Source organism: Corynebacterium riegelii (genome assembly GCF_001263755.1).
Lineage (GTDB): Bacteria > Actinomycetota > Actinomycetes > Mycobacteriales > Mycobacteriaceae > Corynebacterium > Corynebacterium riegelii.
In genome coordinates this window covers 2,172,120-2,189,786 of record NZ_CP012342.1, presented here as the reverse complement: position 1 = coordinate 2,189,786, position 17,667 = coordinate 2,172,120, and the positions used below count along the sequence as shown (strand labels likewise).

20 protein-coding genes are annotated in these 17,667 nt (G+C 62.2%); 7 read left to right on the top strand and 13 right to left on the bottom strand.

The window, feature by feature from the left end; all coding sequences use genetic code 11:
* Positions 1 to 31: 31 nt before the first annotated feature.
* Positions 32 to 397: a thioredoxin family protein gene (locus AK829_RS10470; RefSeq protein WP_052205779.1), complete on the bottom strand. Its 366-nt coding sequence runs from the start codon at positions 395 to 397 to the stop codon at positions 32 to 34.
* 102 nt (positions 398 to 499) lie between these two features.
* Between AK829_RS10470 and AK829_RS10465 the strand changes: the two genes are divergently transcribed.
* From AK829_RS10465 to AK829_RS10450, 4 genes are read left to right on the top strand one after another with little or no spacing between them, the layout of a single operon-like run.
* A complete protein-coding gene (locus AK829_RS10465) occupies positions 500 to 703 on the top strand; it encodes a heavy-metal-associated domain-containing protein (protein ID WP_052205778.1) in 204 nt (67 codons plus the stop codon).
* A gap of 9 nt (positions 704 to 712) precedes the next feature.
* Positions 713 to 913, top strand: coding sequence for a heavy-metal-associated domain-containing protein (locus AK829_RS10460; protein ID WP_052205777.1), 201 nt, complete (start codon positions 713 to 715; stop codon positions 911 to 913).
* A gap of 3 nt (positions 914 to 916) precedes the next feature.
* Positions 917 to 3,052, top strand: coding sequence for a heavy metal translocating P-type ATPase (locus AK829_RS10455; protein ID WP_052205776.1), 2,136 nt, complete (start codon positions 917 to 919; stop codon positions 3,050 to 3,052).
* Positions 3,049 to 4,347 (top strand): MFS transporter, encoded by a 1,299-nt coding sequence (locus tag AK829_RS10450; RefSeq protein WP_052205775.1) that lies wholly within the window; start codon positions 3,049 to 3,051, stop codon positions 4,345 to 4,347. The genes AK829_RS10455 and AK829_RS10450 overlap by 4 nt, the downstream gene beginning before the upstream one ends.
* 85 nt (positions 4,348 to 4,432) lie before the next feature.
* On the opposite strand, the gene AK829_RS12590 is transcribed toward AK829_RS10450, so the two are convergent.
* The 12 genes from AK829_RS12590 to AK829_RS10390 all read right to left on the bottom strand — a co-directional run bounded on the left by AK829_RS12590 (position 4,433) and on the right by AK829_RS10390 (position 15,508).
* Positions 4,433 to 5,431, bottom strand: coding sequence for a hypothetical protein (locus AK829_RS12590; protein WP_157045355.1), 999 nt, complete (start codon positions 5,429 to 5,431; stop codon positions 4,433 to 4,435).
* Positions 5,432 to 5,587: 156 nt separating this feature from the next.
* Positions 5,588 to 7,090, bottom strand: a complete 1,503-nt coding sequence (dnaB, locus tag AK829_RS10440) for a replicative DNA helicase (protein WP_083278815.1) — start codon at positions 7,088 to 7,090, stop codon at positions 5,588 to 5,590.
* A 345-nt stretch (positions 7,091 to 7,435) separates the two neighbouring features.
* Positions 7,436 to 8,110, bottom strand: a complete 675-nt coding sequence (locus AK829_RS10435) for an AAA family ATPase (RefSeq protein ID WP_052205773.1) — start codon at positions 8,108 to 8,110, stop codon at positions 7,436 to 7,438.
* A gap of 20 nt (positions 8,111 to 8,130) precedes the next feature.
* Positions 8,131 to 8,820, bottom strand: a complete 690-nt coding sequence (locus AK829_RS10430; RefSeq protein WP_052205772.1) for an AAA family ATPase — start codon at positions 8,818 to 8,820, stop codon at positions 8,131 to 8,133.
* Positions 8,821 to 8,836: 16 nt separating this feature from the next.
* Positions 8,837 to 9,607 (bottom strand): chymotrypsin family serine protease, encoded by a 771-nt coding sequence (locus AK829_RS10425; protein WP_052205771.1) that lies wholly within the window; start codon positions 9,605 to 9,607, stop codon positions 8,837 to 8,839.
* A 131-nt stretch (positions 9,608 to 9,738) separates the two neighbouring features.
* Positions 9,739 to 10,191, bottom strand: coding sequence for a 50S ribosomal protein L9 (rplI, locus tag AK829_RS10420; RefSeq protein ID WP_052205770.1), 453 nt, complete (start codon positions 10,189 to 10,191; stop codon positions 9,739 to 9,741).
* 62 nt (positions 10,192 to 10,253) lie between these two features.
* The gene (locus AK829_RS10415) at positions 10,254 to 10,826 is read right to left on the bottom strand and encodes a single-stranded DNA-binding protein (protein WP_052205769.1); all 573 of its coding nucleotides are present in this window, start codon (positions 10,824 to 10,826) and stop codon (positions 10,254 to 10,256) included.
* 17 nt (positions 10,827 to 10,843) lie between these two features.
* On the bottom strand, positions 10,844 to 11,131 hold the full coding sequence (rpsF, locus tag AK829_RS10410; protein ID WP_180950555.1) for a 30S ribosomal protein S6: 288 nt from the start codon (positions 11,129 to 11,131) through the stop codon (positions 10,844 to 10,846).
* Between the two features lie 159 nt (positions 11,132 to 11,290).
* A complete protein-coding gene (locus AK829_RS10405; protein ID WP_052205767.1) occupies positions 11,291 to 11,485 on the bottom strand; it encodes a hypothetical protein in 195 nt (64 codons plus the stop codon).
* Positions 11,478 to 12,932, bottom strand: coding sequence for a glycosyltransferase family 87 protein (locus AK829_RS10400; RefSeq protein ID WP_052205766.1), 1,455 nt, complete (start codon positions 12,930 to 12,932; stop codon positions 11,478 to 11,480). The genes AK829_RS10405 and AK829_RS10400 overlap by 8 nt, the downstream gene beginning before the upstream one ends.
* Positions 12,933 to 12,941: 9 nt before the next feature.
* Complete coding sequence (locus AK829_RS10395) at positions 12,942 to 15,104, bottom strand: transglycosylase domain-containing protein (protein WP_232305734.1); 2,163 nt, start codon at positions 15,102 to 15,104, stop codon at positions 12,942 to 12,944.
* 11 nt (positions 15,105 to 15,115) lie between these two features.
* On the bottom strand, positions 15,116 to 15,508 hold the full coding sequence (locus AK829_RS10390; RefSeq protein WP_052205764.1) for a DUF5318 family protein: 393 nt from the start codon (positions 15,506 to 15,508) through the stop codon (positions 15,116 to 15,118).
* A gap of 26 nt (positions 15,509 to 15,534) precedes the next feature.
* Here AK829_RS10390 and AK829_RS10385 point away from each other — a divergent pair, with 26 nt between their 5' ends.
* Genes AK829_RS10385 through AK829_RS10375 form a run of 3 tightly spaced genes read left to right on the top strand, consistent with a single transcriptional unit; the run spans position 15,535 to position 17,489 of the window.
* Complete coding sequence (locus AK829_RS10385; RefSeq protein ID WP_052205763.1) at positions 15,535 to 16,005, top strand: MarR family winged helix-turn-helix transcriptional regulator; 471 nt, start codon at positions 15,535 to 15,537, stop codon at positions 16,003 to 16,005.
* A gap of 11 nt (positions 16,006 to 16,016) precedes the next feature.
* Positions 16,017 to 16,985: a universal stress protein gene (locus tag AK829_RS10380; protein WP_052205762.1), complete on the top strand. Its 969-nt coding sequence runs from the start codon at positions 16,017 to 16,019 to the stop codon at positions 16,983 to 16,985.
* 3 nt (positions 16,986 to 16,988) lie between these two features.
* Complete coding sequence (locus tag AK829_RS10375; protein WP_198147763.1) at positions 16,989 to 17,489, top strand: hypothetical protein; 501 nt, start codon at positions 16,989 to 16,991, stop codon at positions 17,487 to 17,489.
* Positions 17,490 to 17,667: the final 178 nt, after the last annotated feature.

The following is a 17,667-nucleotide window of genomic DNA, read 5'->3' as shown; positions in this document are numbered from 1 at the left end:
AAGCAAGAATGCCCCACCGAGTGTACGGAAACTACTCGCCCGCCTGCTGCTGCTCAATCTGGCGACGGACCTCATCCATGTCCAAAGCCTTGACCTGATCAACCAGGTCAGCAAAGGCAGCCTCCGGAAGCGCGCCGGCGTTGCGGAACACCAAAATACCGTCGCGGAACGCCATCAACGTCGGGATCGCCTGGATCTCAAGCGCCGCCGCAAGACCCTGATTCGCCTCCGTATCCAGCTTGGCAAAGGTCACATCCGGATGAGCCTCCGAAACCTTCTCATACACCGGCGCAAACTGGCGGCACGGTCCGCACCAGGACGCCCAAGCATCAACGAAAACGGTGCCTTCGCTAACAGTGGCCTCAAACGTGTCCTCGGTTACATCGATCGTGCTCATTACATACTCCTTCGCATTGGTTTGTTAAGGTGCCAACTACTTCAACCGTATCAACGTGCCCGAGATTCCCACCCGGGCATAACCTGGGGAAAGTACAAAATAATGACCAAAAATTACAGCATTTCCGGCCCGTCGACTGAAGCTGCGGTGGACTCGCTTGTTGATGAGGTGCAGCTTGTACGCGGCATCCACACCGTAGACGTTGACCTGGAAAACGGCCGCCTGACCGTCAGCGGTGAGGACTTCTCCGGCGAGGAGATTCTGCAGGCAATTGCCACAGCTGGCTATACGCTCACAAATGAGTAGGCTGGCGCCATGGCTACAAAAAATTACAAGGTAGAAGGCATGACCTGCGGCCACTGCGAGTTGAGCGTGCAGGAGGAAATCGCTGAGATCGTCGGCGTGACCGCGGTAAAGGCGGACCACGTCAGTGGTGCCGTGACGGTTGAGGGCGACGGATTCGATGATGCGGCCATTGCCTCCGCGGTCAAAGAGGCCGGCTACAAACTGGTTTAACCGATGACGCACATCGAGCTTGGCGTCACGGGCATGACGTGTACGTCCTGCTCGTCGCGCGTGCAGCGCAAGTTGAACAAACTCGACGGCGTGGAGGCGGCGGTGAATTACTCCACCGAGACCGCCACGGTTGATTATGACCCGTCGAAGGTTGATGTTGAGCAGCTGCTTTCCACGGTCCGCGGCGCAGGCTATGACGCGTTTGTGGTCCAAGACAAAGAGCCTTTGCTTGACGACGCAGCCGGCGCCCCCTCCACCGACCCCCTCCTCACCACCACCGTGTGGTCTGCGATTGTGTCGCTGCCGGTGATGCTGGTCTCCATGATCCCGACGATGCAGTTTGCCAACTGGCAGTGGGCGGCGTTTGCTGCGACGACGCTGGTGTACTTCAGCGCCGGCAGCGTGTTCCACCGCGCCACGTTGACCAATCTGCGCCATGGCAGTTTCACCATGGACACCCTGATCACGCTGGGTACGACCGCGGCGTACGGGTGGTCCATTTGGGCGCTATTTTTTGATGGCAGCGACCACATTTATTTGGAGACGGTATGCGTTGTCATCACGTTTCTGCTGCTGGGGCGTTGGTTTGAGCACCGCGCAAAGGGGCGAAGTTCCGAGGCGTTGCGCAACCTGTTGGACATGGGGGCCAAAGACGCCGCCGTGCTGCGTGACGGCGTGGAGGTCCGCGTTCCCATCGCTGAGCTGCGCGTGGGCGATCACTTCGTGGTGCGCCCCGGCGAAAAGGTGGCCACGGATGGACGTGTGATCAGCGGCAACTCCGCTATTGATGCGTCGCTGTTGACCGGCGAGTCCGTGCCTGTTGAGGTCACCGAGGGCGCCGTGGTTACCGGCGCCACGCTGAACACGTCCGGCCGCCTGGTGGTTGAAGCCACCCGCGTGGGCGAAAACACCACGCTTGCGCAGATGGCGCAGCTGGTCAAGGACGCCCAATCCTCCCAAGCACCCGTGCAGCGGTTGGTGGACAAGATCTCCCAAGTCTTCGTGCCTACGGTCATCGTGGTGGCGCTGCTTGCGCTGGTTGGCCACCTGATCGCCGGCCAGGGCGTCACCCAGGCGTTTACTGCGGCGGTTGCCGTGCTGATCATCGCCTGCCCGTGCGCGCTCGGCCTGGCCACCCCCACCGCCATCCTGGTGGGCACCGGCCGCGGCGCGGAGCTCGGCCTTTTGATCAAGGGGCCGGAGGCGCTGGAATCCACGGGCAATGTGGACACCATCGTGCTGGACAAGACCGGCACCGTAACCTCTGGCGAAATGCAGGTCACCGGGGTGTACCCGGCGCGTGGGTGGGAAGAAGATGAGGTGTGGGGCTTGGCGGGGGGCGTCGAGAAGCAAAGCGAGCACCCCATCGCCCAAGCCATCGCCGCAGGTACCCAGCCTGCCGAGGCCACCGACTTCGTGGCGGAGCCCGGCATCGGAGCCTCTGCGCGTATCGACGGCCACCGCATCCACGTCGGCCGCCCCACCAGGGACCTGGGCGAACTGGCTGCCGCATTCGACGCCGCGGAAGCCCAGGGCGCAACCGCCGTTGCCGTGGAGCGTAACGGCGAGCCGATCGGCGTGATCGCGGTGCGCGACACCGTGCGCGCCGACTCCGCGGCCGCCGTGGCTGAACTCAAACGCATGGGGCTGACCCCGCACCTGGTCACCGGCGACAACGCGGGCGCGGCCGAGGCTGTGGCGCGCGAGGTGGGCATCGAGGAAGTCACCGCCGGCGTCCTGCCCGCGGACAAGGTGGACGTGGTGCGCTCCTTGCAGTCGGCAGGCAAACGCGTGGCCATGGTTGGCGACGGCGTCAACGACGCCGCAGCCCTCGCCACCGCCGACCTGGGCATGGCCATGGGCGCCGGTTCCGACGTAGCAATCGAAGCCTCCGACATCACGCTCATGCACGACTCGCTGGGATCCGCCGTAGACGCCATCCACCTGGCACGACGCACCCTGCGCACCATCAAAGGCAACCTGTTTTGGGCGTTCGCCTACAACGTGCTGCTGATCCCCGTTGCGGCGCTCGGCTGGCTGGATCCGATGCTGGCTGGCATCGCCATGGCGTTTTCTTCAGTGTTTGTTGTATCTAATTCACTACGTTTGAAGGGCTTTAAGGCACAATTTGGCGGGTGAGCGAACTAACACGCACCCAACGCCTTGACCGCCTGCCCGTAACGCCGAAGCACAAGCGCCTGTTGTTTGGCTCCGGCATCGGGTGGGCGCTTGACGCCATGGACATCGGCCTGGTGTCCTTCATCATCGCCGCGCTTGCCGTGCACTGGGACTTGGATAAGTCCACTACGTCGTGGATAGCGTCGGTGGGGTTCATCGGCATGGCGGTGGGTGCGTCGCTGGCGGGCCTGTTGGCCGACAAGATCGGCCGCCGTCAGGTGTTCGCCGCGACGCTGCTGCTGTATGGGCTGGCCACGGGCGCTTCGGCGTTGGTTACATCCGTGGGGGCGTTGATGGTGCTGCGCTTCATCGTGGGCCTTGGCCTTGGCGGTGAGTTGCCGGTGGCGTCGACGCTGGTCAGTGAGTTCTCCCCAAGGCGTGTGCGCGGGCGCATGGTGGTGATCCTGGAGGCGTTTTGGGCGCTGGGTTGGATCATGGCGGCGCTGATTGGCACATTTGTGGTGGCTGGCAGCGACAACGGGTGGCGCTACGGCCTGGCGCTTGGCGCGCTGCCGGCGCTGTACGCGCTGTACGTGCGCCTTGGCCTGCCGGAGTCGGTGCGCTTCTTGGAGTCCAAGGGCCGCCACGAGGAGGCGGAGGCCATCGTGCGCTCCTTCGAGGCCCAAGCCACCCATGCGGAGCCGGTGGTTGCAGAAGTTCCGGAACCCATCGAGGGAGGCATTTGGGGCCCTGCTTTACGACGCCGCACCGCCGCCTTCTGGACCGTCTGGTTCTGCGTCTCCCTTGCCTATTACGGGGCGTTCATCTGGATCCCGTCCCTGCTGGTGGAGCAGGGTTTCACCCTTGTGCGTTCCTTTGCCTTCACGCTGATTATCACGCTTGCGCAACTGCCCGGGTACGCAGCGGCCGCCTGGTTGATTGAGGTGTGGGGCCGGCGCGTGACCTTGTCCGCGTTCTTGGCCGGGTCCGCGGTGTCTGCCCTGCTGTACGGGTTGGCAAGTGCGCCGTGGCAGATCATCGCGGCTGGTTGCTTGTTGTCGTTTTTCAACCTGGGCGCTTGGGGAGCCTTGTACGCCATCGGCCCGGAGCTCTACCCCACCGAGATCCGCGCCACCGGCACCGGCGCCGGCGCCGCCTTCGGGCGCGTCGGCTCCATCCTCGCCCCACTTATGGTGCCGCCGGTGCTTGCCTTCGGCGGCCAAATCGCCGTCTTCGGGGTCTTCGCAGTGGCGTTCGGGGTTGCGTGCGCGGCAGCTTTTTCGCTGCCCGAGCAAAAAGGCCAACCGCTGATCTAGCCTCTCAGTCTCTTGCGATGCAGCGATTCCCAAATCACTGCATTCCGAGATCTATTTCCCCAAGATGTGACACGTGCTCGGGAAATTACTGCACTGACCCACCGCTCGCCTGGAACAATCGATCCAGCTGCCCGTACATCTGCGGCAGCGTTTCATCTGAATACCGCAGCGGCGTCCACCCCTGAAGCGTCACCTCCAAGTTAATCGACGCATCTTTGTTTCGCTGCGTCTTGTCCCAGTGATGCGCCCCGTCATACATAAGCCCAACCGTCAGTCGCCGCTTCATGTCAATGAGGACAAGGTCAAAGGTGGTAACAATCCGACCCTCCGTCCAGATCGTTACCTGTTCTTCCAGCAAAAGCCCATGTTTATCCGCCAAGAACTGGGCGATCAACCTCATCTCTGATTCTTTGGGAGAATCTGCAAAACCAGATGACGCGCCAATCACTGAACTGAGCCACAGCATGTCAATGTGTTGCTGTCCAGCTGCGAGGACTTTGGTGGGGTCGACGTGGAGGTGGCGGCGTGTGGCGTCGATAAGCTGAACTGCCCTGGTGAACGCATCATCCTTTCCGGGGGCACTGACCACGGGCCACCTGGATGTGCCTCTTCTTACTAACTTCAGCGCCTGCATCGTGGCAAGCGCGGGAGACGCCACCTGGACACGGGTCCCTCGGCAGCGCGCCAGCCACACATCAGGGCCAGGAATGGAGCCGCGTCTTACACCTGGCTGCAAAAGTGAGGCACGCTGGGCGCGTGAAAAACCATCAGCTAGAAACGTAATATCGCATCCCTCCACCAAAAACGGGAGACCATAAAGAGCCAAAGCGCCAAAGCCGGTAAGCACAAAATTTGGATGTGCAAGAGCATGCGCGGCGGCACGTAGCCGCGCAGGCGCCAGATACTGGATGCGCTGCGGATTGCAAGCGGCTACGTGTGTGGCCAAAGCCGGCGACAGCAGCTCATGGTTAGACACCCAGTAATGGGGGCTCAGCTGAAAGAGTCCAGGGCGCGAAGGGTCAACATTGTCTACAAGGGCGTTCGCGGCAGGTATGTCCATCCCGCGGTGAGGCTTTTCATTCATACCTCTTTAGACTGCGTGCAGCCGGGCTCGGTTCCCTCCCCGCGTGAAATGCGATGCAGTAATTCCGGGAGCACGTGTTGCCACTAGGGGTTTTACACCGCGGAATGCACCAATTTCGGGATTAGCGCGGTGTTTTCCGCAAAATTTGCGGGGCGGCTAGCCGTGCGCCATATTGACAAAGCGCGAGTAGTGCAGCTGGTGCGCCACCGGGATCGTGTCAATCGGGCCGCCGCGGTGCTTGGCAACGATGATGTCGGCTTCGCCGGCGCGCTCGTCATCACGATCCTGCGAATCCGGGCGGTACAGCAGGAACACCATGTCGGCGTCCTGCTCAAGCGAACCCGACTCACGCAAATCAGCAAGCTGCGGCTTCTTGTCCGTACGGGACTCCGGGCCACGGTTCAGCTGCGAAATCGCGATCACAGGCACCTCCAGCTCCTTCGCCAACAGCTTCAGGTGACGAGAAAACTCCGAGACCTCCTGCTGACGCGACTCCACCTTCTTGCCAGAGCTCATCAGCTGTAGGTAGTCCAGCACCACAAGGTCCAGGCCGTGCTGACGCTTCAGCGCGCGGGCTTTGGAGCGGATTTCCATCATGGTGAGGTTTGGGGAGTCGTCGATAAACAGCGGGGCGTCCTGGATCTCCGTGAGACGCTTGGTCAGCTTCTCCCAGTCCCGCTCCTCCATCTGGCCCGAACGCATCGACGACAATTTGATCTCCGTCTCCGCCGACAACAAACGCATGATGATCTCAGAAGCGCTCATCTCCAGGGAGAAGATCACGCTGGTCTTGTTGTGGTGAATCGAGCACGAACGCATGAAATCCAGCGCCAGTGTGGACTTACCCACGCCCGGGCGCGCCGCGATGATCACCATCTGGCCGGCGTGCAGGCCGTTGGTTAGGTTGTCCAGGTCGATGAAACCGGTGGGCACGCCCTGGTCGAGGGCGCCGCCGGCGGCGATTTGCGTGAGCTCGTCGATAGTAGGCTTCAGCAGCTCGGATAGCGCGCGGTAGTCCTGGCCGGCGTCGTTGCGAGTGATGGCGAAGACTTCCTGCTGCGCGCGGTCTACAAGCGCCTCAACCTCCATGCCTTCCTCGCCTTCGTACCCAAGCTGGGCCACGTGCGTGCCGGCGTTGACTAGCTGGCGGAGGATGGACTTCTCCTCCACGATGTTGGCGTAATACAGGGCGTTGGCCGCCGTCGGCACCTCAGAGATCAACGTGTGCAGATACGGCGCACCGCCGACGCGCTCCAGCTGGTTGAAGCGGTCCAGGCGGCCGGCGACGATCAGGACGTCGATCTCGCTGGCGTCCGAGTACAGATCCACAATCGCGTTGAAGATCAGCTGGTTGGCCGGGAAATAGAAGTCATCCGAACGCAGCTTGTCCACCACGTCAATGACCACGTCCTGATTCAGCAGCATCGCACCCAGCACGGAGCGTTCCGCGCGCTCATCATGCGGCGGGGTGCGGTACTCGGAGTTCTGCGAGTTCTGCCAATGCTGCCTGCCGCGCTCGTAGCGCGAAGACCCCCTCCGCGGCTGGTAGCCCGACGATGACCCCGCGTCATCCGAGAAGTCCGAGAAGTCCGGCGGCACGTCATCCGCAGGCTCTGGCGGCAAGACGTAGTCGTCTTCAAAACTGTTGTTGGCGGCCACGATGATCCCCTTTCACTGTGTGTAAAACACTACCCCACGCAGAGTTATCCACAGGCCCTGTGGACAACTTTGCGTATTGCGTGCGAGTTGTCCACAGCCACCCCGCCGGCCCTGTGGAATTCTTGTGGAATCACGCCACAAACGCACAGCAACCCATCGCATCAACGCAGCTCAAGCGATATACATGCAAAACCGCACCGAAGCGAACAAATGGGGGATAACTCCCCTGACCACGAGGTTTGACAAGCCCATTTTCGGCACTCAACACAGCGACACGCCGCCTGCGCTGGCATTCTTATGCGCTACTTATCCACAATTGTTCACAGGGGTGGCGCGGGGGTGGAATCACTCTTCGTGCGCGGCCCAGTCGGCCATGTACTCCGCAATGCCGTGCGGGTCAGCCAGAAAGTCGCGCATGGCCCGAAACGCCATCGTCTCCTCCACGGCCACGCCGCGGGTCATGCCGTGCTCGCCCACCTCCACAATCTCCGCGCCAGGCACACCCAGCAGGATTGGCGAGTGCGTCACCATCACCACCTGCGTATCCGGGCGTCCCAAAGCATGCAGCTGCGCGAGTAACGCCATTTGGGAGATGGCGGAGAGGCCCGATTCGGGCTCATCAAGGAGGTAGAGCGCGTTCGGCTGCATCCGGGACGTCACCTCCAGCACGGACTCCCCGTGCGAGCGCCCGCCAAACTCCGTGATCGCCGTGTGCGTCTCACCGCGCAAAAAGTACCCGGCAACCTTCGCCCGCGGCCCGGTGGCAAGCGTCAGCGCCCCAAACATCGGGTCATGAGCCCCAGGCTTATCGACGCCCCACGCACCACCCTCAACCGCAAACCCCCACGCCCTGGCGACCCCCTCCAACAGCGTGGATTTGCCCACCCCGTTGCCGCCGGTAAACACCGTGATTGGCCGACGGAAGTCGAAGCCGAACTCCGCCACGTGCGCAATCGCGGGCGTGTCCAGGGCCCACGCGGGAGCCTTCGTGGCGTCGACGGAGATGCGGTTGATAAACATCAACTACAAAGACTAAAGCCTCACTCGGGGCTTGTGAGGTAGGCGGCGGTGCCAGCGGGGTCGTTGATGAATTCGCGGGTGGCGGTGAGGGGCTCGCAGGCGTCGAAAAGCAAAGGCTCCAAGGTGGGAACCTCAAGGATGCGGGCCTCCGGGATGGCCAGCAGCACCGGCGAGTGGGTGGCCATGAGGATTTGGGCGCCGCGGCGGGCAAGCACCGTGAGGCGGCCGAGGAGTTCGAGTTGGGAGAAGACGGAGAGGCCATCTTCGGGCTCATCAAGAATGATCAGCGTTTCGGGGCCGAGGCGGGTGCGCGCGAGGTCCATGATGCCCTCGCCGTGGCTGCGCAGTGGAAGGCCCACCAGCGCGTCGTCGGGGCCGAGGCTGGCGTGGTAGTTGGCCAGGGTGAGGTAGGTTTCGCCGCGTAGGAAGTAGACGTCGCGGGGGTTTTGGCGGCGCGTCAGTGTCAGCGCCTCGTGCAAAAGCGAGTGGTCGGCCGCCTCGAAGCGTGCGTTCCTGGAACCACCCGCCGCGTTCGCCCCCGCCGCGATAGCGATCGCCTCGATCAACGTGGATTTGCCCGCACCGTTGTCGCCCGTGAGGATGGTCACCTGCGCCAGCTCCAGCGGCCGTTGGGCGAGCTGGCGGACCACGGGAAGGCCAGCGGCGTAGCCCACCACCGGGACGTCAATGCGAACGCGGGTAACAAACATAGCGTCAGTTGCAGCGCTAGTGCAGGCCCGCCGGCAGCGGCACCGCCGCATCGACCGCCAACAGGAACCCGTACGCCGTACCCGAGGCGATGCCGATGATGTTCACGCTGCCATCCGGATTCACCGTGTACACCGGCGCGCCCGAGTCACCCTGCCACGCCAAGATCGCCACCGCGATCTCGCCCGTATCCGGGTTCACGTTGAGCACGCGCCCGCAGGTGCGGGAGGTGCGCCCACCGTCTTTGCACACCACGTCCCACTGCTTGACGCTGGTCACCGGCTGCCTTGAAACAACCGCACGGTTCGGGTGCACGCGCTGCGCGAACTGGCTCACCGCGTGATTCGCACCAAAAAACGGCAAGTCAACATAGCCGCCGCGCACCACGGAAGCGTTCACCGCGTCCCCCGGCAGGCGGAACCACGCCACGTCCGTCAACACACCGCCCAGGGTGTTATCGCCCTCGTATGTATAGCCAGAGTCACGAAGGTCCGAGAGCAACGTGCGCCCATCCGCCGCATACACCGCCACCGGACGCGCCCCACCAATCGGCGCCAAACAATGCCCCGCCGTCACCCCATACAGCGCCCCACCACGCTGCGCCACCGAATTCAACGTGCAGCCATAGCGCGCACCGTTCGAGTACTGGATGCGGATCACATCACCCGGGTGCACCACCACCGCGGCAGACGCCGCCGGCGCCACTAGCAAGGAAGCCACTAGCAAGGAAAGAGCCATAACAACAGCGACAACAGCGCCCGAAACGGAACGCGCAGCACGAAACACCATGCCGGTCATTCTAACCAGCGCCCAGGCACGAAAAAGCCGCAGGGCCCGCTCCTCACAAGCGGGCCCTGCGGCCAAAATGCTGTTGTCGTGGATTGCGTTATGGGTGGTTGACGCAATCGTCGTCAAGCAAACTATGCTCCAACGACCTCGAAGTTAATCTTGCCTTCCACATCGTCGTGGAGAGCAACCTTCACCTGGTAACCGCCGGTCTTCTTCACAAGACCCTTCGGCACGGTGATGCGACGCTTGTCCAGCGACGGGCCACCAGCAGCCTTCACCGCATCAGCGATGTCAGCCGGGGTGACGGAGCCGAACAGCTTACCGTTCTCAGCGGTGCGCACGGCAACCTTCACGCCGGTCAGCTGGTCCAGCTGGTCACGCAGCTCCTTTGCGTGCTCCAGGTCGCGCACCTGGCGGTCAGCCTGGGCACGCTTGATGTCTGCAATCTGCTTCTCCGCGCCGCGGGTAGCCGGGATGGCCAGGCCGCGCGGCAGCAGGAGGTTACGGCCGTATCCGTCCTTGACCTCGACGATATCGCCGGGCTCACCAAGGTTCTCAACGGCAGCGGTGAGGATCAGTTTCATGAATCCTAACCTTCCTTCTGGTTGAAAAGTTTGAGTGTGGTTTTCGTAAAAAAGAAGCGTGTTTAGAACGGTGGCTCATCATCCATACCGCCGAACGAGTCGGACGACGGTGCGGAGTTCCACGGGTCATTCGCAGGCTGCTGCTGTTGCTGTTGCTGCGGCTGCTGCGAAAACTGCTGCGGCTGGGACTGCCCGAACCCGCCCTGGTTTTGCGCCGGGGCTTGCTGGTTCTGACGCTGGCCACCAAAGTTGCCGTTCCCGCCCTCACGCGTGGTCCGGGCAATCTTGGCGGTGGCGTACCTCAAAGACGGTCCAACCTCATCGACCTCGACCTCGAAGACAGTGCGGTTTTCACCCTCGCGGGTTTGGTAGGAGCGCTGCTTCAGGCGGCCCGTCACAATGACGCGCATGCCTTTGGTCAGGGTTTCGGCGACGTTCTCTGCCATTTGGCGCCAGCAGTTGCAGGTCAGAAACAGTGCATCGCCGTCTTCGAACTGGTTCGTGTCCCGGTTGTATGTACGCGGGGTGGACGCGATGCGGAAGTTTGCTACGGCAGCTCCGCTGGGGATGAACCGCAGCTCTGGGTCTGCAACGAGGTTGCCTACAACGGTGATTTGAGTATCGCCTTGAGCCATGTCCGTTTCCTTTGCTCTTACTTGTCTGTACGCAGCACCTTGGTGCGCAGCACGTTCTCGTTCAGGCTCAGGACGCGGTCGAGCTCTGCGACAGTGTCGGACTCGCACTCGAGGTTGAGCACCGCGTAGATGCCTTCTTCCTTCTTGTTGATCGGGTATGCAAGGCGCTGCTTGCCCCACACATCAACCTTTTCCACCTTGCCGCCATCCTTGCGGACGTTCTCGAGGAACTTGTCCAGGGACGGGGCGACGGTGCGCTCATCCTGCTGCGGATCGAGGATGATCATTACTTCGTAGTGACGCACGGACCTCATCACCTCCTATGGTCTTTGTTTTCTTCGGCCATCACCCTTGTGGCGATGGCAGGAGGGTCGCTTGGCGTCAAGCAACCTTGCTAGGGTACCCCAGATTCGGGGGTCCGCCAAAAGGAGCTTTTGCTTATCGACGCCTCCCTGCCCCCACGGTCACCCACCGGGGTTCGGGGCTGCGCCGAAGACGGCGAGGGAGACAGGGATGACGGTCATGAAAAGAAACGCTGCGATGCCGAGGGCGATGGCGAGGGTGGTGCGTTTTTGCGTCGTGAAGTAAAAAGCTCCAAGGAACAGGATGAAGGCCACCGCGATGGACACGATGCCGGCGATGGTTGTGGCGTTAAGCATGGGCGGGCTCCTGCCAGTCGGTGGGGCGGGTAAGCAGCGGGTCGTGGCCGTTGTGGGCCTGGGCAACCAGGTCTGGGCGGCGGCCGAAGAGCTGCTGGACAACCAGCACCATGATGGTGATGATCAGCGCGTCGCGGCAGATGATCACGATGTCGAGCACTTCGCCCGGCAGTCCCAGGTTGTCGGTGCCAAGCATGTGCCACATCAGTACAGGCCAGACCATCATGTCCACCGTCATCCACGTCAAGAGCAGTTTCCAGTGCGGCAGCGCGAGCACCGCCGGGACGATGAGCCAGATGGAGTACTGGGGGCTCCACACCTTGTTAAACAGCAGGAAGAAGCCAACGATGAGGCAGAGCAGCTCCGCCACGCGCGGCTCCTTCGGCGCCTTGAGTCCCATGATCAGCACGGCCAGGCAGCCGGCGGCAAACAGGACGAATGTGACGGTGTTGAGGATGACGGGGGCGCCCTCGCCGGTGTCGAAACCCGACCAGCCGAAGGTGCGCGAGATCACCGCGTAGATGGTGGTCCACTCCCAGCCGCGGTCCGTGTTGAGGCGGTTGAACTCGCCCCACGCATCCGCGTTGCGCAGGTAGACCGGCACGTTGATCACAAGCCAGGTAACCACGGTGGCGGCGAGCATCTTGAAAAACGGCACGAAGCTGCGCTTGCGAATGGTAATGGTCAGGTAGGCGCCCAGCACAAACAGCGGCCAAAGTTTGAACGAGGTGCCGGCGCCGATCAGGATTCCGGCCAGCCACCACTTCTTGTTGCGCGCCGCCAAAAGGGCTGCGACCAGGAAGAAGATGGACGGGATGTCCCAGTTGGTAAACGCGTGCATGATCAAAAGCGGCGAGCCGACCACAAGCAGGGTGTCCCAGATGCGGTTGCCGGCCAGTTCTGCCACCATGCGGGCGGTGCAGATCCAGATGATGGACAAAAACAGCACCGTCATCCAGAAATACCAGCCCACCTCGGGCAAAAACTTGCTGGCTACGAAGTAGGTGTTGCGGGAGATAAATGCGGTGAACTGCTGGAACAGGCCGGCCAGCACCGGGTATTCCATGTAGCGCGTCAGGCCGTCCTCAACCCAGGAGTAGTCATAGACAAAGCCGGGCTGGTCTAGGCCGCGCGCGCCGTAGAGCGGGACGATGTCGTTGTAGCAAAAGGAGGTGAACTGGCGGTTGCCGTCCCAGTTCAGTTGCAACACGCCGTCATCATCCGGCTTGCCTAAAGAGCAGTTCGCCTTGGACAGCCCGCCTAACGTAAGGAACACGTAGGCCAGGGCGAAGATGGCGCGCAGCGGCGTCCAAAAGCGGGCGCGGCCGATTTGCGCGTAGCGGCCCATCGGCCCGCCAAGGTAGTCCACCCAGCCTTTAGCCAGCGGCTCTGTACGCCCGGGCTGGACGCGGTGCTTAGGATCCGGCCAGGTCTGGGTCGCGGTCATCGTGCTCCTTTATTGGAAGATGCTGTTGAGGTTGTCCAATGCGTCACTAATCGCGTCGCTAATCGGCGGCGGTGGCGGCATCGGTGCCGGGGCGGGAACTGGTGCCGGCGCCGGTACCGGTTCACCTGGTGCAGGTGCTGCCGGGTCCTCCGTCGGCTCCTCCTCAGCAGGTGCCGTGGTGGTTGGCGTGTAGTAGTAGCTGGCGTCGCGCCCACCCAGGTTGGTGCCGCCGGAGTAGGGTCTGACACCCCAGTAGACCGGGCTGGCGGTTGGGAAGGCCTCGAACTCTTCGTTCTGCAGGGCCTCATCCAGCACGCCCTTCCAGATCCTGCTTGGCGTGTTGGAGCCGAACATGATGCCGCCCCACTCGTTGAAGATGGCGGTTGTGTTGTCCGCGGTGCCAACCCACACAGCCACGGACAGTTGCGGGGTGCCGCCGACCATCCAGGCGTCCTTGTTCAGGCCGGTGTTGCCCAGCTGGGCGGTGCCGGTCTTGGCTGCGGACGGGCGCCCGCCAGCCAGCGTGGCGTTGGAGTAGCCCACTACGGATTGCATTGCGTCGATCGTGTTGTCCGCAACCTGCTCTGCTACTCGACGCTCAGCGTAAGACTGATCCACCTCATAGAGGACCTCACCGTTGCCGTCCACAATCTTCTGCACAAAGTGGGCCGGGTGGTACACACCGCGCTCCAGGAGCGTGCCTACTGCCGACGCCATATCCAACACCCGCGACTGGTACTGACCCAGCACAATGCCCTCATAGGGCTGGCCACCGTTTTCACGCAGGGTCACCGGAATACCCGGGATGGAACGGGCAACGCCCAAGGCGTGCGCCATGTCAGCGGTGTCCTGCGTGGTGTTGTCCAGGTCATCCTGGATACGCAGGTACGCGGTGTTGGAGGAGGTACGCGTGGCTTCCTTGGCGGTGATCACGCCGCCGCCACCGCCGTCCCAGTTGGTCACCTGGATGCCGCCAGGCAGCATCACCGGGGAGGAGTCAAACGTATCCGTCAGCTTGATGCCCTGCTGCAGCGCAGAGGCAAGCGTGAAGATCTTGAACGTGGAGCCGGTCTGCAAACCGGCGTTGGCGTAGTCCCAACCGTTCGGCTCATCGCCGCCGTAGTACCCCACCACTGCGCCGGTGGCTGGGTCAACAGCAACCACGCCGGTACGTGCGTCTTCCTGCAGGTTAGCCAGGTTGTTGCGTGCAACGCGCTCCACAATCTCCTGCGTGGAGCTGTCAATGGTGGTGGTGATCTGGAGACCGCGGTTGGTCAGGTCCTCCTCCGTAATACCCAGGGACTCCAGCTCCGTGATCACCTGGTTTTTGATCAGGCCGTTCGGGCCGGTGGCCTCGGTGTACGGGGAGTAGGACGCCGGGTCACGCGTCTCCGGGTACTGCGCCGCGGCGCGCTCCTCTGGCGTGATCGCACCGGTTTCCACCATGCCGTCCATGACGTAGTTCCAGCGCGCCTGTGCGCCGTCCGGATTAGTCCACGGATCCAGCTGGGAAGGCAGCTGGATGGAGGCTGCCAGCACAGCGCCCTCTTCAAGTGTCAGCTCGCTGGCCGGCTTGCCAAAGAACGCGTTTGCCGCAGCCTGGATGCCGTAGGCGTTGCGCCCGAAGTAGACAGTGTTGAGGTACGCGTTGAGGATCTCCTCCTTGCTCCAAGAGTTGGTCATCTTCACGGAGTAGACCAGCTCACGAGCCTTGCGCTCATAGGAGTGCTCGTTGCCCACAATCGCGTTCTTCACGTACTGCTGGGTGATGGTGGAGCCACCGCCAGCGCCAACGTTGCCGGTGATCTGACCGATCGCGGCACGGGCGAAGCCGGTAAAGGAGAACCCGGAGTTCTCCCAAAAGTCACGGTCCTCTGCTGCGAGGACGGCGTTTTGGACGTGCACCGGCACGTCTTCAAGCGGGATTTGCACACGGTTGCCGTCCGGCGGCACCACGCGGGCCAGCTCCGTTGCGCCATCACTGAAATAGATGTTGGAGATCTGCGCTGTTTCAATCTCGCCCGGCTCCGGAATGCGGGCTTCGGCATATTTGATGCCAAACCACGTTGCCGGGATTGCAGCCAACAGCACAAGAAACAGCAGTAGCGCTAGGAGCCATTGCCCCCAGCGCGTCTTGGGTTTCTTCGCCTTCTTCTCCACGTTCTCTGCCACAAAATGACACACTACCTTGGCAGCTGCGCTGTAACCTCTTTGAGCAGGAAGTTCCACTTACAAGATTCGCAGACCTCTACAAGATGCACAGTAATTGGGCCCACTTCCTCCACTAGGCGAGCAATCTCGGCCTCATCTCTTGCGGTGCCGCTGCGCCGGCCCAAGTTGTCCCCGTAGACCCAGCGCACATAACGCAGGGCATCTTGCTTACAGACGGGGCATGCCACCTGTGCCTCAAATCCATGAAAACGTGCGGCTGTGATCAGGAGGTGGTCGGCGTCCAGGTAGGCGTCGGCAAGCAAAAGCCCCTGATGCAGATCCCTGAGTGTGGTGCGGCGCTGCCATTCGTGCGACAACTCGTTTGTGTAAACAATTTTGTTGCGTGTACCATCGTCGGAAAACATTAGATATTTCAACCTTGGGAACCTCCATGTCCAACGAACAAGAAGCGCTAGAGCTAGCCCGCCGCGTGCGCCCAGCCATGACAAAGCTCTACGTTAGCTACTTCCGCACCGCCGAGCACTCAGAGCTGACCGGCCCGCAGCTGTCCATTATGACCCGGATCGCCGAGCACGGACCGAGCCGCATTAGCCAGCTTGCCGACGCCGAGGGCGTGCGCATGCCAACCGCCTCCAACACCATCAACCAGCTAGAAAAACGAGGCCTGGTCCAGCGCACCCGCGCCGTGGAAGACCGCCGCGGCGTCAGCGTCGAACTCACCGAGCTGGGCATGCAAGAGCTCAAGCGTGTGGGCGAAGAGCGTACCCAGTCCCTCGCCGAGATGATCAGCACGCTGGATGAGAACCACCTCAAGCTGATCGAACAGGCCGCAGACGCCATCAACGCGCTTGCGGAAACCTACGCCGAGGCATCTTCTAAAAGGGACCTGGAGCACAGCTAAAGTAGTAACCGATGGTTGCTCGCTCATTTACCAAAGAACTAGCGGAACTCCCCGCTGACGGGAAGCCGCTACGCGTTGTCGTGGGGTGGGACGCGCAAAACACCGAAGCCATCGAATTCGCCGCATGGCTCGGCCGCTCACTGCCAGTCAAGGTCAAAGTGCTCTCCGCCGTTGAAGGCACCTGGAAAAAACCCTTGTCCGGCAAGAAATACAAGCGCTGGTTCCGCGACCGCGCCCAAGAGTTTGAACTGCAAGCCAAACGCGTACTCAAAGCGCACATTCCGCGCGATCAGTGGGCAAAAGACTTCGCCGAGCTGGCAGAACGCACCGACGTTGCTGGGTCGCTATATTCATGCGCTGCGGATTTCTCGGCGGACATGATTGTGTTGGGCTCGCGCGTGAAAACGCAAAAAAGCAGATTCCGGCCCTCCTCTACTGCAGACGAGCTGATGCACTCCTCCCCCGTCCCCCTCGGGCTCGCGCCGCGTGGGGTGAAGCTGTCGCGCAAAGGCATCACGCGCATTACGTACGCGCTTATCGAGTCCTCAAAATCCGCACAACCACGCGACGAAGGCCGCTTCTCCGGCCTGCCCTACGCCGCAACCCTCGCCTGCGTCCTGGGTGTGCCGCTGCGCATCATCGCCTTTTCACCCCAGGAGCAAACCGACGACCTCTCCCTGGCCGCCGAGTGGAACGAATCCACCCTCGGGCTTTTGGATCGGGCGCGCGACCAGGCGTACGGTGTGGCGTCTGCAATGGGGCCGGCCTGCGCCGACAACTTTGACGTCCACGCTTTTGTAGCCAGCGGCAAAGGTTGGAAGCGCTCCATCGACTCCGTGAAATGGAAGAAAGGCGACCTGCTGTGCATGGGCTCGCAGCCTTCCGACCAGCTCAAGCGCGTGTTTGTTGGCTCTCGCGAAGGCGAATTCATCCGGTTTGCGCCCGTGCCAGTGATCATCCACCCACGAGGAGTGAAGTAGCCAATGAATATGGACAAGGGCAGAGATCAAGGCTGGGATCACCCGGAAAATGACCTACACGGCGGCCAAGACCGCTTCTCCCGCGTACGCCCAGCCCCGCGCGACTTTGATGAGCTAGCCGACGAGCCGGACCCGCTGGAGGTGGCACGGCGCAACAGCGCCTCCACACGCCAAGCGCTCTGGTACGCCCTGGCAACCGTGGGCGTCACACTTGGGTTCGCGCTTTTGCTGGGTCTGGTTGGGCGGGTCGCCGGCGGACCACTATGCGATGCCGGCGAAGCCACCTGGCTGTGCAGCCAAAGCTGGCGCACCTGGTGGGCAGTACTCACCTCCATCCCACCCGTTGCGATGCTCCTCGGCTGCGCTGTAATCATGGTGCGCAAACTCAACCGCTACGAACGCTGGATGCCGTGGATGGGCGTCTTCTGGCTCCCGCTGGTGCCATTCACCATGGTCTGGCTGATCATCACCGTTGGCATGCTGGCCCGGGATTTCGCCGGGTAGGTTTTTGGGGGTTTGGGGTTGGTTTTTTGGGGGCTTTGGTAGTGGCTCCGCCCGGGGCGCGGGCCCGCTGAAAAATCTGACCTCGCTAATTTGTTCGAAGCGCTATGGCCTGGGCCTTTGCTGAGGAGCCCCGGGCGCCTCGTCACATTTGTCAGGGAGGTCAGCAGCGCTACCGTAG

Bases quoted from the DNA above. Each gene is read 5' to 3' on its own strand.
- AK829_RS10470 (WP_052205779.1), bottom strand. From the start codon at position 397: ATGAGCACGATCGATGTAACCGAGGACACGTTTGAGGCCACTGTTAGC.
- AK829_RS10465 (WP_052205778.1), top strand. From the start codon at position 500: ATGACCAAAAATTACAGCATTTCCGGCCCGTCGACTGAAGCTGCGGTG.
- AK829_RS10460 (WP_052205777.1), top strand. From the start codon at position 713: ATGGCTACAAAAAATTACAAGGTAGAAGGCATGACCTGCGGCCACTGC.
- AK829_RS10455 (WP_052205776.1), top strand. From the start codon at position 917: ATGACGCACATCGAGCTTGGCGTCACGGGCATGACGTGTACGTCCTGC.
- AK829_RS12590 (WP_157045355.1), bottom strand. From the start codon at position 5,431: ATGAATGAAAAGCCTCACCGCGGGATGGACATACCTGCCGCGAACGCC.
- AK829_RS10435 (WP_052205773.1), bottom strand. From the start codon at position 8,110: ATGTTTATCAACCGCATCTCCGTCGACGCCACGAAGGCTCCCGCGTGG.
- AK829_RS10430 (WP_052205772.1), bottom strand. From the start codon at position 8,820: ATGTTTGTTACCCGCGTTCGCATTGACGTCCCGGTGGTGGGCTACGCC.
- AK829_RS10425 (WP_052205771.1), bottom strand. From the start codon at position 9,607: ATGGTGTTTCGTGCTGCGCGTTCCGTTTCGGGCGCTGTTGTCGCTGTT.
- rplI (WP_052205770.1), bottom strand. From the start codon at position 10,191: ATGAAACTGATCCTCACCGCTGCCGTTGAGAACCTTGGTGAGCCCGGC.
- AK829_RS10415 (WP_052205769.1), bottom strand. From the start codon at position 10,826: ATGGCTCAAGGCGATACTCAAATCACCGTTGTAGGCAACCTCGTTGCA.
- AK829_RS10405 (WP_052205767.1), bottom strand. From the start codon at position 11,485: ATGCTTAACGCCACAACCATCGCCGGCATCGTGTCCATCGCGGTGGCC.
- AK829_RS10400 (WP_052205766.1), bottom strand. From the start codon at position 12,932: ATGACCGCGACCCAGACCTGGCCGGATCCTAAGCACCGCGTCCAGCCC.
- AK829_RS10390 (WP_052205764.1), bottom strand. From the start codon at position 15,508: ATGTTTTCCGACGATGGTACACGCAACAAAATTGTTTACACAAACGAG.
- AK829_RS10385 (WP_052205763.1), top strand. From the start codon at position 15,535: ATGTCCAACGAACAAGAAGCGCTAGAGCTAGCCCGCCGCGTGCGCCCA.
- AK829_RS10380 (WP_052205762.1), top strand. From the start codon at position 16,017: ATGGTTGCTCGCTCATTTACCAAAGAACTAGCGGAACTCCCCGCTGAC.
- AK829_RS10375 (WP_198147763.1), top strand. From the start codon at position 16,989: ATGAATATGGACAAGGGCAGAGATCAAGGCTGGGATCACCCGGAAAAT.